The organism is Xanthomonas euvesicatoria (genome assembly GCF_013112235.1).
GTDB classification, from domain to species: domain Bacteria; phylum Pseudomonadota; class Gammaproteobacteria; order Xanthomonadales; family Xanthomonadaceae; genus Xanthomonas; species Xanthomonas euvesicatoria.
The window spans coordinates 3,338,824-3,352,255 of record NZ_JABFFS010000001.1 but is presented as its reverse complement, the minus strand read 5'-3'; the positions used below and the strand labels follow the sequence as shown (position 1 = coordinate 3,352,255).

The following is a 13,432-nucleotide window of genomic DNA, read 5'->3' as shown; positions in this document are numbered from 1 at the left end:
CCGTCTCTGGCGGCAACGCCGGGTTGATGGCCTTGGCCGCTTCCCCGCGCTCAAGAAGTCGGCCAAGGGGTCGCTAGGTCTTGGGCAACGCGTCTTTCGACGTGGGAAGTGGATAGGTGGTCGGAACCTACAACCCTGGCATGGTGATGCTGTCGCTGGTAGTGGCCGTGCTGGCTTCCTACACCGCGCTGTATCTGGCCGCACGCACCACTGCCAGTCGTGGCGGCATCGCAGCCGCGTGGCTGGTGGGCGGCGCCATTGCCATGGGCATCGGCATCTGGTCGATGCACTTCGTCGGCATGCTGGCGTTTCGCCTGCCGATTCCGGTCGGCTACGACCTGGCGCTGACGTGCTATTCGATGCTGGCGGCGATCCTGACCTCGGCGCTGGCGCTCTGGCTGACCTCGCGCGCGGACCTGCCGTTGCTCCGGTTGGGCCTGGGCGCGCTGTTGATGGGACTGGGCATTGCGCTGATGCATTACATGGGCATGGATGCGCTGCGCATGGTGCCGGCCATTCGCTACGACCCGCTGCTGTTCGGGCTGTCGATCGCCATCGCCATCGGCGCCTCTGCCGCCGCGTTGTGGATCGCGTTCCGGCTGCGCCACGATGGGCAGCGCTCCAGCCTGCGCCTGATCGCCGCCTCGATCATGGGCGTGGCCATCGTGGGCATGCATTACACCGGCATGGCCGCCGCCCGGTTCGCGCCCGGTAGCGTGTGTGGCGCGGTGGCCGATACGCATCTGCCGTTGTCGTGGCTGACGGCGGTGGTGGTGCTGGTGACCTTGGTCCTGCTGATGCTGGCGCTGGTCATTTCGTTGCTGTCGCGCCGCTTTCAGCAGCGCACCGATGTGCTGGCGCAGTCGCTGGCCAAGGCCAATGCCGAACTGGCACTGGCCACGCTGCACGACCCACTCACCCGGCTGCCGAACCGCATCCTGCTGCACGAGCATCTCGTGCAGAACATCGAACGCGCCCAGCGCCAGGGGCAGCGCTTTGCGGTGATGCTGATCAACCTGGACGGGTTCAAGGTGATCAACGACGGCTATGGTCATGCGTTGGGCGACCGCCTGCTGGTGGTGGTGGCCGAGCGCTTGAACGCGCATCGGCGCGCGCATGGCAGCCTGGCGCGGCTGGGCGCAGACGAATTCGTGCTGGTGGCCGACATCGCCGACCCGGAAGATGCCGCTGCGCTGGCCGCGCACCTGGTGCAGGCGCTGGCGGTGCCGTTCCTGGTGGCCAACCACGAGCTGCGCCTGAGCAGCAGCATTGGCATTGCGCTGTACCCGGAAGACGCCGGTAGCGAGCACCAGCTGCTGACGCATGCCGATGCGGCAATGACCCATGCCAAACATGCCGGCCGCAACCGCTACAGCTTTTTCGAACGCTCGATGACGGCCACCACCCGCGACCGCCTGCAGCTGCTGCAGGAACTGCCGCGCGCGCTGGAACTGGGGCAGTTCGTGCTGCATTACCAGCCCAAGTACTGCGCCGAGGACGGCCGCCCGATCGGCGCCGAAGCGCTGATCCGCTGGCAGCACCCCGAGCGCGGCCTGGTGCCGCCGGACAGCTTCATTCCGCTGGCCGAACGCAGCGGCATGATCGGCCTGCTCGGCAGCTGGGTGCTGCGGCAGGCCTGCCGCCAGATGCGCGACTGGCGGCAGGCTGGGCACGGCGACTGGCGGGTGGCGGTCAACCTGTCGGCCCTCCAGCTGGCCTCGCCCAGCCTGCTGGACGAAGTGGCCACCACGCTGAGCGAATATGCGCTGGCCCCTGGCCAGCTCACCCTGGAAATCACCGAAACCATGGCCATGCGCGACGCCGAGGCCTGCCTGCGCACCCTGGGCCAGCTCAACGCGCTGGGCGTGCGCATTGCCATCGACGACTTCGGCACCGGCTATTCCAACCTGCTCTACCTGCGCAAGCTGCCGGCGCACGAGCTCAAGATCGACCGCAGTTTCGTCCAGGCCATGGACGGCAGCGCCGAAGACATCGCCATCGTGGCGGCCGTGGTCGCGCTGGCGCACACCATGCGCCTGCAAGTAGTGGCCGAAGGCGTGGAAACCCTCGCCCAGCGCAACACCCTGGAACGGCTGGGCTGCGACCAGCTGCAAGGCTATCTGCTGGGCCGGCCGATGGACGCCGAACGCTTCATCGCCACCGTGGTCGCCCAGCGCGACGGCCCGCGCCGCCTGGCCAGCTGAGCCGCTCGCTGCAGCCCCGGCGTCTGGCCTACGGTGCAACCCGCAGCCACCGCTTTTCCGAATCCCGAATCCCGAATCCCGATTCCCAGCTCCACAAACTGGAACGCCGCTTGCATCGGTTGGATTAATCCCCCACCGGCACCTCCATGTCCGAGTCCGAAGACGGCGGCGAGCGTACAGAGCTTCCCACCGAAAAACGCCTACGCGAGGCCCGTGAGCAGGGCAACATCCCGCAATCGCGCGAGTTGTCGACCGCAGCGGTGTTCGGTGCCGGCGTGTTCGCGCTGATGGTGCTGGCCCGCGGCATCGGCGATGGCGCTGCGGTGTGGATGAAGACCGCGCTCAGCCCGGACCCGAAGCTGCGCGAGACCCCGATGGCGCTGTTCGGCCATTTCGGCGATCTGCTGCTGCAGTTGCTGTGGGTGATGCTGCCGCTGATCGGCATCTGCCTGGCTGCCGGGCTGGCCGGCCCGCTGATGATGAGCGGCCTGCGCTTTTCCGGCAAAGCCATCATGCCCGACCTCAGCAAGCTCAACCCCGCCAACGGGATCAAGCGCATGTGGGGCAGCAACAGCCTGGCTGAGCTGATCAAGTCGGTGCTGCGCCTGCTGTTTGTCGGGCTGGCCGCCAGCTTCTGCATTTCCAAGGGCCTGCACGGCCTGCGCTCGCTGGTGAACCAGCCGCTGGAACAGGCCATCGGCAACGGGCTGGACTTCACCAAGAGCCTATTGTTCTACACCGCCGGCGCGCTGGTGCTGCTGGCCGCCATCGACGCGCCGTACCAGAAGTGGAACTGGCTGCGGAAGCTGAAGATGACGCGCGAGGAGATCAAGCGCGAGATGAAGGAAAGCGAGGGCAGCCCGGAAGTGAAGGGCCGCATCCGCCAGATGCAGATGCAGATGTCGCAGCGCCAGATGATGGAAGCGGTGCCCAAGGCCGATGTGGTGCTGATGAATCCGACCCACTACGCGGTGGCGCTCAAGTACGAAGGCGGCAAGATGCGCGCCCCGATCGTGGTGGCCAAGGGGGTGGACGAAATGGCCTTCCGCATCCGCGAAGCCGGCGAGCAGCACCGGGTGGCGATCGTCACTGCCCCGCCTTTGGCACGCGCCTTGTATAGGGAAGCGCAAATCGGCAAGGAAATTCCCGTGAGACTCTATTCGGTCGTGGCCCAGGTGCTCTCCTACGTCTACCAGCTGCGTGGCTGGAACGGCGGCCCGATGCCGGAATTGCCCTCGCTCGAGGTGGATGAGTTCGGCAAGGGAGCCAGCGCATGAGCGCCCGCCCCGCCCCGATGAACGCCCGCCGCGTGATGGAGCTGCTGCGCAACGGCCTGGGCGCCCCGCTGGCCCTGATGGCCATGCTGGCCATGCTGATGGTGCCGCTGGCCGCACCGGTGCTGGATGCGCTGTTCACCTTCAACATCGCCATCTCGCTGATGGTGCTGCTGGCGGTGGTGTACGTGCAGCGCCCGCTGGAATTCACCATTTTCCCGATCGTGCTGTTGATGACCACGATGCTGCGGCTGGCGCTGAACGTCGCCTCCAGCCGCGTGATCCTGATCAACGGCCAGGACGGTCACGCCGCCGCCGGCAAGGTCATCGAGGCCTTCGGCCAGTTCGTGATCGGCGGCAATTACGCCGTGGGTATCGTGGTCTTCGCGATCCTGACCATCATCAACTTCGTGGTCATCACCAAGGGTGCCGGACGCGTGTCGGAAGTGACCGCGCGCTTCATCCTGGACGCCATGCCCGGCAAGCAGATGGCCATCGACGCCGACCTCAACGCCGGTTTGCTGACGCGCGAGGAGGCCAAGGCCCGCCGCGAGGAAGTGCGCGAGGAAGCCGACTTCTACGGTGCGATGGACGGTGCCAACAAGTTCATCCGCGGCGACGCCATCGCCGCCATCCTGATCCTGTTCATCAACCTCATCGGCGGCATGGCGGTGGGCATGCTCCAGCACGGCATGAGCTTCATGGATGCCGCCTCCACCTACACCCTGCTGTCCATCGGCGACGGCCTGGTGGCGCAGCTGCCGGCCCTGCTGGTCTCGTCTTCGGTCGCCTTGCTGGTGACTCGCGCCTCGCGTGCGCAGGACATGCGCGGGGCCATGGTCAGCCAGGTGTTCGGCCAGCACCGCGCCTTGGCGGTGGCTGCGGCCATCCTTGGCCTGGTCGGCCTGGTGCCCGGCATGCCGAACGTCGCGTTTTTGACGCTGGGCCTGGTCCTGGGCGTGATCGCCTGGAAGCTGTACAAGCGCAGCCTGGCAAAGCCGGCGGCCGGCGATCCGGCGGCCGATCCGCAGGCGGCGGCCGCGGCGACCGCCGCCCAGGCCAGCGCCGAGCTGAGCTGGGACGAGCTGCGCCCGATCGACCCGCTGGGCCTGGAAGTGGGCTACCGGCTGATCCCGCTGGTGGACAAGAACCAGGGCGGCGAACTGATGGCGCGCATCAAGGGCGTGCGCCGCAAGCTCACCCAGGACATCGGGTTCCTGGTGCCGCCGGTGCATATCCGCGACAACCTGGAACTGTCGGCCAATGCCTACCGGCTCCTGGTGCATGGCGTGCCGGTGGCCACCGCAGAGATCTATTCCGACCGCGAACTGGCACTGGACCCGGGCGGTGCGCTCGGCCAGCTCGACGGCATCCCCGGCAAGGATCCGGCATTCGGCCTGGACGCCACCTGGATCCAGCCGCACCAGCGCGCCTATGCCGAATCGATGGGCTACACCGTGGTCGACCCGGCGACCGTGGTCGCGACCCACCTGTCGCACCTGATCCGTGAGCATGCGCCCGAACTGCTCGGCCATGAAGAAGTGCAGCAGTTGCTGGCCACGCTGGCCAAGACCGCGCCGAAGATGGTCGAAGACCTCACCCCGAAGGCACTGCCGCTGTCGGTGGTGGTGCGCGTGCTGCAGAACCTGCTGATCGAGAAGATTCCGGTACGGCAACTGCGCAAGATTGTCGAAGCGCTGGTCGAACACGCCCCGCATAGCCAGGACCCGGCCACCCTCACCGCCGCGGTGCGTACCTCGCTGGGCCGCTTCATCGTGCAGGAAATCGCCGGCATGTCGGCCGAGCTGCCGGTGTTCACCCTGGCCCCGCAGCTGGAGCGCGTCCTGCAGGAATCCACCCACGGCAACGGCGTGGCGCTGGAGCCCGGGCTGGCCGAACGCCTGCACCAGAGCCTGGCCGATTGCGTGGGCAAGCAGGAAGCCCGCAACGAACCGGCGGTGGTGCTGGTGCCCGGCCAGGTGCGCGCCGCACTGGCCCGTCTGGTGCGCCACAGCGTGCCCAGCCTGTCGGTGCTGGCCTACAGCGAAGTGCCAGAAGACAAGCGCCTGAAGCTGGTCGGCACGATCAGCTGAGACCGCCCAACCACAACGCACCCATCCCCCGCCGGGCTTGCCGGGACGGCCTGTCCCGCCCGGGTGCGCTCCTACGACATCCAAGGCGACCGGGAAACATGCCATCCGCCCCGACACCACCGTAGGAGCGCACCTGGGCGCGACCGCCTTTACCGGACAGCCCGTCGCGCCCAAGTGCGCTCCTACCAAGCCATTCCCGTGCCCGGCCGACATGCCAGCCAGCGATGGATACCTGCCGCAACCGACCACCGCACCCGGCGTCGGAAAGCCGCCACCGGCCCGGACCTCCAATCGATTGCGTGGCGCTGGCCGCTGCGAGGCACTCCCGATGCGCCCGGCCGGACGTCCGGCCTGCGAGTGCAGCGGTCCGCAGAAAGACGCCAGCGCCGCGCCGCCCCGGAAAAAAGTCAATAAATTCATTGACTTGACGCCTTCCAACGGGACCAGACGCACAGCGCCCACCCCGCCCTGATGCTCCGGCGCCCCGCGCCGGAACGCTGGCACCGCGTTTTGGCACACCGCATGCATTAGCTCTGCCGAGACCACAGCCAGCACCACCGCTGCGGAACTGGACGAACGAACGGGACAGGCAACTCATGACGCTGGCAACACACCCACATTCATCGCACACCCGTCCGGCGTCCGGCGGGTCCCGTTCCTGGAGGCACTTCGTATGAAGATCAAACGCTTTGTCGCCCCGGACATGCGCACCGCATTCCGCATGGTGCGTGAAGAACACGGCCCGGACGCGGTGATCCTGTCCAACCGTCGCACCGCCGAAGGCATCGAGATCGTCGCTGCCAGCAATTACGACGAAGAGCTCGTGCAGCGCGCCCTGGAAACCGCGCGCTCCGACACCCCGGCCCCCGCACAGCACCAGCAGGCTCCCGCTCAGCCGGCGCCTGCCCCGCAAGCCCCGGCCAAGCCCTCGGCACCGGTGCACGCCCTGCTCAAGCCGTCTGCCGACACCGAAGCAAGCCAGCGCCAGCGCGTCGCCAGCGCCGCCGACGACATGATTGCCGCCATGGCGCTGCGCCAGCCGGTCAGCGTGCCGCGCCAGGCGCCGGTCGCCGCGCCGGTGCGTACCGCCAGCATCCCTTCGCCCGCTGCCCAGGCACTCGCCCACGCGGTTGCCGTCACCGCCGCGCCGCGCCAGGAACACGCGCTGTCGGCCGTACCGGAACAGTTGTTCGCCGACTTTTTGACCACTGCACCGGTGCAGCGCCCGGCCGTCCCGGCCACGGCGGTGCAGGCGCCCGCGCCGGTCGCGGCGGCAACGGTCACCGCCCCGGCGTTTGCTGCCGCAGGCCAGGACGACGACGCCTTCGCCGATGAAGCCGACTTCGATCTGGACGACGCCCTTCCGCAGATCCTGCCGCCGGCCGCGCTGCCGCCGATCGTGGTCGCCCCGCCCGCCCCCGCTGCGCTGGCCGCAGTGCCGGTGGCGGCCGCGCCGATCCCGCAGAACGACGAAGAACTCAAGCAACTGCGCGGTGAGCTGGCGCTGATGCGGCAGATGATCGAGCGCGAAATGAACCGCCTCACCGACGAGCGCCTGCGTGGCTCGCCGGTGCGCGCCCAGGCGCTGGAACTGATGGACGACTACGGCTTCGACGCCGGCCTGACCCGCGATATCGCCCTGCAGATCCCGGCCGATACCGAATTGCACCGTGGCCGCGGCCTGATGCTGGGCTTGCTGTCCAAGCGGTTGCCGGTGTCCCCGGTCGACCCGCTGGAACGTGGCGGCGTCATCGCCCTGGTCGGCCCGACCGGCGCCGGCAAGACCACCACCATCGCCAAGCTCGCCCAGCGCTTTGCCGCCCAGCACGCCCCGCGCGACGTGGCCCTGGTCACCACCGACACCCAGCGCGTGGGCGGCCGCGAACAGCTGCACAGCTACGGCCGCCAGCTCGGCATCGCGGTGCACGAGGCCGACAGCGCCGAAAGCCTGCTGGACCTGCTCGAGCGCCTGCGCGACTACAAGCTGGTGCTGATCGACACCGCCGGCATGGGCCAGCGCGACCGCGCCCTGGCCGCCCAGCTGAACTGGCTGCGTGCCGCCCAGCAGGTCACCTCGCTGCTGGTACTGCCTGCCAACGCCCATTTTTCCGACCTCGACGAGGTCGTACGTCGCTTCGCCCACGCCAAGCCCCAAGGCGTGGTGCTGACCAAACTCGACGAGACCGGCCGCTTCGGCAGCGCCTTGTCGGTGGTGGTCGACCACCAAATGCCCATCACCTGGGTGACTGACGGACAGCGGGTCCCCGACGACCTGCACCGCGCCAATGCCGCCAGTCTCGTTCTTCGCCTTGAAGATTTGCGGCGCGCTGCCGATAAGCCCTGTACTCCGGAGCACAACCATGCAGTCGCGTGAATACGCCAAGCTGACCAACGCCTTCCCCCTGTCGGCGACCCGTCCCGAGCCTTTGGGCCCGGTGCGCACCATTGCCGTGACCGGTGGCAAGGGCGGCGTGGGGAAAACCAACATCTCCGCCAACCTGGCCGTGGCGCTTGCCGACATGGGCAAACGCACGCTGCTGCTGGACGCCGACCTCGGCCTGGCCAACCTGGACGTGGTGCTGGGCCTGGCGCCCAAGTACACCCTGGCCGACCTGATCGCCGGCCGTTGCACGCTCGATGAAGTCATCATCGAAGGCCCCGGCGGCGTGCTGGTGGTGCCGGCCGCCTCCGGTCGCCGCCACATGGCCGAACTGGCCCCGGCCCAGCACATCGGCCTGGTCAACGTGTTCTCCGAACTGGAACGCGACCTGGACGTGATGGTCATCGATACCGCCGCCGGCATCACCGACAGCGTGCTGACCTTCTGCCAGGCCGCCCAGGACACCGTGGTGGTGGTCTGCGACGAGCCGGCTTCGATCACCGACGCCTACGCGCTGATCAAGGTGCTCTCGCGCGAACGCGGCGTGGACCGCCTGCAGATCATCGCCAACATGGTGCGCGACCCCAACGAAGGTCGCCTGCTGTACGACAAGCTCTCGCGCGTGTGCGAAAAGTTCCTCGGCGATGTGTCGCTGAACTATCTCGGCCATGTGCCGCAGGACGACTGGCTGCGCCTGTCGGTGCAGCGCCAGCAACCGGTCATCAAGGCCTACCCCGCCAGTCCGTCGGCGCAGGCCATCGCCGAAATCGCACGCCGTACCTCGCGCTGGCAGGCCCCGACCGTGCCGCGCGGCAACGTCGAGTTCTTTGTCGAACGCATCATCCAACGGGGAGTGGCCGCATGAGCACCGCTACCGCAACCACGGCCAGCGCGCAGTACCGCGCCGTGCAGCGCAACAACGCCAACGACGTGGTGACCCAGCACGCCGACCTGGTCCGCCGCATCGCCCACCATCTGGCGGCGCGCCTGCCGGCCAGCGTGGAAGTGGACGACCTGATCCAGGCCGGCATGATCGGCCTGATCGAAGCCTCGCGCAGCTACGACTCCGAACAGGGCGCTTCGTTCGAAACCTATGCCTCGATCCGCATCCGCGGCTCGATGATCGACGAGATTCGCAGGGGCGACTGGGTGCCGCGTTCGGTGCACCGCCGCGCCCGCGACGCTGCCGCCGCCGTGCGCAAGATCGAACAGAACACCGGCCGCGCCGCCGCCGCCACCGAAGTGGCCGCCGCCATGGAAATGCCGCTGCCCGATTACCTGCGTCTGATGGAAGATGCCGCACGTGGCCAGGTGCTGAGCCTGGAATCGCGCATCGAAGATCACGGCGAGCTGGACACCACCGCCAAGGGTGGCCCCAACCCGCAGCAGATGATGGAGCGTGGCGAATTTGGTCGCGAGCTGGGCAAGGCCATCGGCCAATTGCCCGAGCGCGAGCAGCTGGTGCTGTCGCTGTACTACGAACAGGAATTGAACCTGAAGGAAATCGGCGCCGTGCTGGGCGTCAGCGAATCGCGCGTGTGCCAGATCCACGGCCAGGCGGTGGTGCGTTTGCGTGGCCGCCTCAAAGTCTTCGAACTGGCCGATGCCGGCGTCGAAGTCGACGACTGAATTTTTCGCGTAATTTTTCGTGTTAGGAGCTTGATGTGAACAAGAACATGCGGATCCTGATCGTGGACGACTTCTCGACGATGCGACGTATCGTCAAGAATCTGTTGGGCGATCTCGGCTTCACCAACACCGCAGAGGCCGAAGACGGCAACAGCGCCCTGGCGGCGTTGCGTGCCGGCCCGTTCGATTTCGTGGTCACCGACTGGAACATGCCCGGCATGACCGGCATCGACCTGCTGCGCAACATCCGCGCCGACGCCAAGCTCAAGCACCTGCCGGTGATGATGGTGACCGCCGAAGCCAAGCGCGAGCAGATCATCGAAGCGGCCCAGTGCGGCGTGAACGGCTACATCATCAAGCCGTTCACCGCCCAGACGCTGGAAGAAAAGTTGGGCAAGGTGTTCGAACGTCTGGCGGCGACCGCCTGATGAACGCGACCATGGAAACCGATGCCGAACGTGCCGCGTTGATCGAGCGCCTGCAGAACGCACTCGATGCACTGGAAAGCGGTGACCAGGTCGCCTGGCGTCGCGAGGTGGATCATCTCGCCGCCCTGCGCACGCGCCCGATGATGCAGAGCCTGAGCCGGCTCGCCCGCGAACTCGGCCAGGCGCTGGGCGAGCTGCCCACCATCCCCGAAGAAGCCGGCGAACTGGACGATGCCTGTTCGCGTCTGGACCACGTGGTGGAAATGACCGAAAAGGCCAGCCATCGCACGCTGGATCTGGTCGAAGAATGCCGCGAGCTGGCCAACCAGCTGCGCAACGGCGGGCTCAATCAGGACCAGGGCGCGCTGCTGGAAAAGATGCGCCACAACCTGACCGAGCTGTCGCTGGCGCAGAGCTACCAGGACCTGAGCGGCCAGATCATCCGGCGCGTGGCCGGTATCGTGCGGCGCGTGCATGAAGGCTTCGGTGCGCTCGGCCTGCCGCCGAAGAACATCGAACCGAAGAAAGACGACGGCGGTCTTGCCGGTCCTGCAGTCAAGGGCCTGGACCGTCACGCGGTGTCGCAGGACGATGCCGACGACCTGCTGTCCGGATTGGGGCTGTAACCATGAGTGCTGTTCCAGACGATATTGCTGCCGATTTCATCGTCGAGGCCCAGGAAATCCTGGATCGCCTCGGCGAACAGTTGGTCTCGCTGGAACAGGCGCCAGAAGAAGCCGACCAGCTCAACGCGGTGTTCCGCGGCTTCCACACGCTCAAGGGCGGCGCCGGCTTTCTGGCGATCAAGCCCATGGTGGAGCTGTGCCACGCCGCTGAAGAAACCCTGGGCATGGCGCGCTCGGGCCAGGCGGTGCTGCAGGCGCATCACTTCGATGCCGCGCAACAATCGCTGGATTATCTGCAGGCCATGCTGGATGCCATGGGCTCGGGCGAAGCCGTGCCGCACGCACCGGCCACGTTGATCGCGCAGTTCGACGCCAAGAGCGCCCCGCCGGCGGTCAAGGCCGCGCCGCAGGCGGCCGCGGCCAAGCCGGTTGCCGCCGCACACGGCGACGATGCGCATGCGCCCGCCCCCAAGGCGGCCGGCAAGGGCGCGGCCAAGACCGGCGCCGAAGCCGAACAGACCGTGCGCGTGGACACCAAGCGCCTGGACGCCATCGTCAACCTGATCGGCGAACTTGTACTCTCGCGCAACCGGCTGAAGACCTTGCGCACCCGCCTGCGCGACGAAGAACTGGACCGCGCGGTCAGCACGCTGGACATCGCCACCGCACGCCTGCAGACCGCGGTCATGCGCACCCGCATGCAACCGGTGAGCAAGGTGTTCGCCCGCTTCCCCAAGGTGGCCCGCGATGTTGCGCGCACCTTGTCCAAGGAGGTGGAGCTGGAACTGATCGGCGCCGAAACCGAGCTCGATCGTAATCTGGTCGAAGCCCTCGCCGACCCGTTGGTGCACCTGGTGCGCAACGCCATCGACCACGGCATCGAATCGCCTGCCCTGCGCGAAGCCACCGGCAAACCGCGCAGCGGCCATGTGCGTCTGTCGGCGCAGCAGGAAGGCGACTACGTCAGCATCGAAATCCAGGACGACGGCGCCGGCATCGACCCGGAGCGCCTGCGCGAAATCGCCCGCAACAAGGGCCTGATCGACGCCGAAGCCGCCGCGCGTCTGAGCACCGACGAGTGCTTGCATCTGATCTTCATGCCGGGCTTCTCGACCAAGGTGGAAGTCACCGACATCTCCGGCCGCGGTGTCGGCATGGACGTGGTGCAGTCGCGTATCCGCGAACTCAGCGGGCAGATCCAGATCCAGTCTGAACTGGGCCGCGGCAGCCGCTTCATGATCCGCGTGCCGTTGACCCTGGCGATTCTGCCGACCCTGCTGGTGCAGGCCGGCGAAGCGGTCTACGCATTGCCGCTGGCGCGCGTGGTGGAAGTGCTGCATGCACCGCAAACCTCGCTGGGCTGGTTCGACGGCCGCGCCGTGCTGGACCGCCGCTCGCACACCCTGCCGCTGATCGACCTGCGCCGCTGGCTGGGCGTGCCTGCCGAACAGCCGCCGCTACTGACCGTGGTGCTGCTGCAGGCCGGCGAAACCCGCTTCGGCCTGGTGGTGGACCAGGTCCGCGGCCGCGAGGAAGTGGTGATCAAACCACTCCCTCGCGCCCTGCGCGGCCTGCCCGGCTACGCCGGCGCCACCCTGATCGGCGACGGCCGCATGGCGCTGATCCTGGATGTGGATGGATTGCGCTCCAGCGATCATTGAGGTTCGGGATTCGGGATTGGGAGAAGCGGGAATCGGGAATCGGGAATCGGGAATCGTCAAAACGATCCTTGTTGCCTGATCTAACGACAACGGCCGCGTACTGCGGCCGTTGTCGTTTCACTAGCAGCATTGCTGCGCGCGCCGGTAAGTTGGTGTGCTGGTCTAATGCTCGTAGACACCTCGATGGGGTGATCCTCCTCGACGAGCCCCGCACCGGGTAAAAACTCCAGACGTCGATAACGCCTTCAACCTGAAGGTAATGCAGATGATCCGAGAGCCGGATCGTGCGCCCATACCGCCGTGTGGCAGGCATGGGCGCGATGGTTTGGTGACGCCAATGCTGCGTGGAAGTGAACCTGGAACTGCTATTTCCTATAACACCTTCCGGCTGCACTCCGCGCTCGGCAACCGATCACCCGCCGACTACTAGAAAGCCACTACCTGAAATCACCTATCGCGCTGTCCACCAAAACTTGACCACGACAGCTGGAGTGCAAGTCGTCATGACCTACATCACTGGCTATATCCGCAACCATTTGCCTGTAGGCACACATCGTCCCTAACCAGCTACTTTTCAAAGGGATGAGCCGTTCCACCGGCGAAAAGAGTCAACTATTCAGCCGTTTTATGGTCATAAACGCATTTGCGCGCTTGTTCGTAAGCGGTGGTAGGAATGACCACATCGAATTGCTTAGTGGTTGGGATAAGCGTAGCGGGCTCCGAAGAGCGCAGCAGGAAGGCATCGCCGCCTCCCTCTCGACGGAACCAACCGACGTGCATCCCGGGAAGGCCGGTCCCCGCCTTACGGAAGGGAAAGCGCATAGCGCTAGCGTCTGCTGCTTCGTCCCAACGCAAGGCGCCCAATGGCACAACGACACTATCCGTCCCGGCCCGCAGCATGAGGGCATTCCCACTGATGCTCACGCGTGCGCTCCTAGCTTGCCAGACCAAGAAACCGGCTATCGCTACATTGGCCAAGACAACGATCACAAGAGCCCCCTTCTTCAGTGGTGTCGGGGCCTTGCCAGCTAAGTAGAGAAACGCAACGAAAGCCAGAGCGAACACGAATGGGCCAAAAATACTTAAGTATGTTTTCCCATTGGCCAAGTGCAGCGGGATGTCACAGTTCATAGCTGA

The 13,432-nt window shown here is 66.6% G+C and carries 10 protein-coding genes; 9 read left to right on the top strand and 1 reads right to left on the bottom strand.

The window, feature by feature from the left end; all coding sequences use genetic code 11:
* Positions 1-116 precede the first annotated feature (116 nt).
* The 9 genes from HLH45_RS14445 to HLH45_RS14405 all read left to right on the top strand — a co-directional run bounded on the left by HLH45_RS14445 (position 117) and on the right by HLH45_RS14405 (position 12,295).
* Entirely contained in the window at positions 117-2,204 is a 2,088-nt protein-coding gene (locus HLH45_RS14445; protein ID WP_029819346.1) for a putative bifunctional diguanylate cyclase/phosphodiesterase, read from the top strand.
* A gap of 146 nt (positions 2,205-2,350) precedes the next feature.
* A complete protein-coding gene (gene flhB, locus HLH45_RS14440; protein ID WP_008572477.1) occupies positions 2,351-3,481 on the top strand; it encodes a flagellar biosynthesis protein FlhB in 1,131 nt (376 codons plus the stop codon).
* 17 nt (positions 3,482-3,498) lie between these two features.
* Positions 3,499-5,571 (top strand): flagellar biosynthesis protein FlhA, encoded by a 2,073-nt coding sequence (flhA, locus tag HLH45_RS14435; protein WP_029819345.1) that lies wholly within the window; start codon positions 3,499-3,501, stop codon positions 5,569-5,571.
* A 673-nt stretch (positions 5,572-6,244) separates the two neighbouring features.
* A complete protein-coding gene (flhF, locus tag HLH45_RS14430) occupies positions 6,245-7,945 on the top strand; it encodes a flagellar biosynthesis GTPase FlhF (protein ID WP_046931949.1) in 1,701 nt (566 codons plus the stop codon).
* Complete coding sequence (locus HLH45_RS14425; protein ID WP_005918202.1) at positions 7,932-8,816, top strand: MinD/ParA family protein; 885 nt, start codon at positions 7,932-7,934, stop codon at positions 8,814-8,816. Before flhF ends, HLH45_RS14425 begins: the two co-directional genes overlap by 14 nt.
* Positions 8,813-9,580 carry an RNA polymerase sigma factor FliA gene (locus HLH45_RS14420; RefSeq protein ID WP_008576048.1) on the top strand — a complete coding sequence of 256 codons (768 nt, stop codon included), beginning with the start codon at positions 8,813-8,815 and terminating at the stop codon, positions 9,578-9,580. The genes HLH45_RS14425 and HLH45_RS14420 overlap by 4 nt, the downstream gene beginning before the upstream one ends.
* 35 nt (positions 9,581-9,615) lie before the next feature.
* Entirely contained in the window at positions 9,616-10,008 is a 393-nt protein-coding gene (gene cheY, locus HLH45_RS14415) for a chemotaxis response regulator CheY (protein ID WP_002813536.1), read from the top strand.
* Positions 10,008-10,634 (top strand): protein phosphatase CheZ, encoded by a 627-nt coding sequence (locus HLH45_RS14410; RefSeq protein ID WP_005918195.1) that lies wholly within the window; start codon positions 10,008-10,010, stop codon positions 10,632-10,634. The genes cheY and HLH45_RS14410 overlap by 1 nt, the downstream gene beginning before the upstream one ends.
* A 2-nt stretch (positions 10,635-10,636) precedes the next feature.
* Positions 10,637-12,295 carry a chemotaxis protein CheA gene (locus HLH45_RS14405; RefSeq protein WP_011347258.1) on the top strand — a complete coding sequence of 553 codons (1,659 nt, stop codon included), beginning with the start codon at positions 10,637-10,639 and terminating at the stop codon, positions 12,293-12,295.
* Between the two features lie 612 nt (positions 12,296-12,907).
* Here HLH45_RS14405 and HLH45_RS14400 read toward each other — a convergent pair.
* A complete protein-coding gene (locus tag HLH45_RS14400; RefSeq protein ID WP_008577945.1) occupies positions 12,908-13,426 on the bottom strand; it encodes a hypothetical protein in 519 nt (172 codons plus the stop codon).
* Positions 13,427-13,432: the final 6 nt, after the last annotated feature.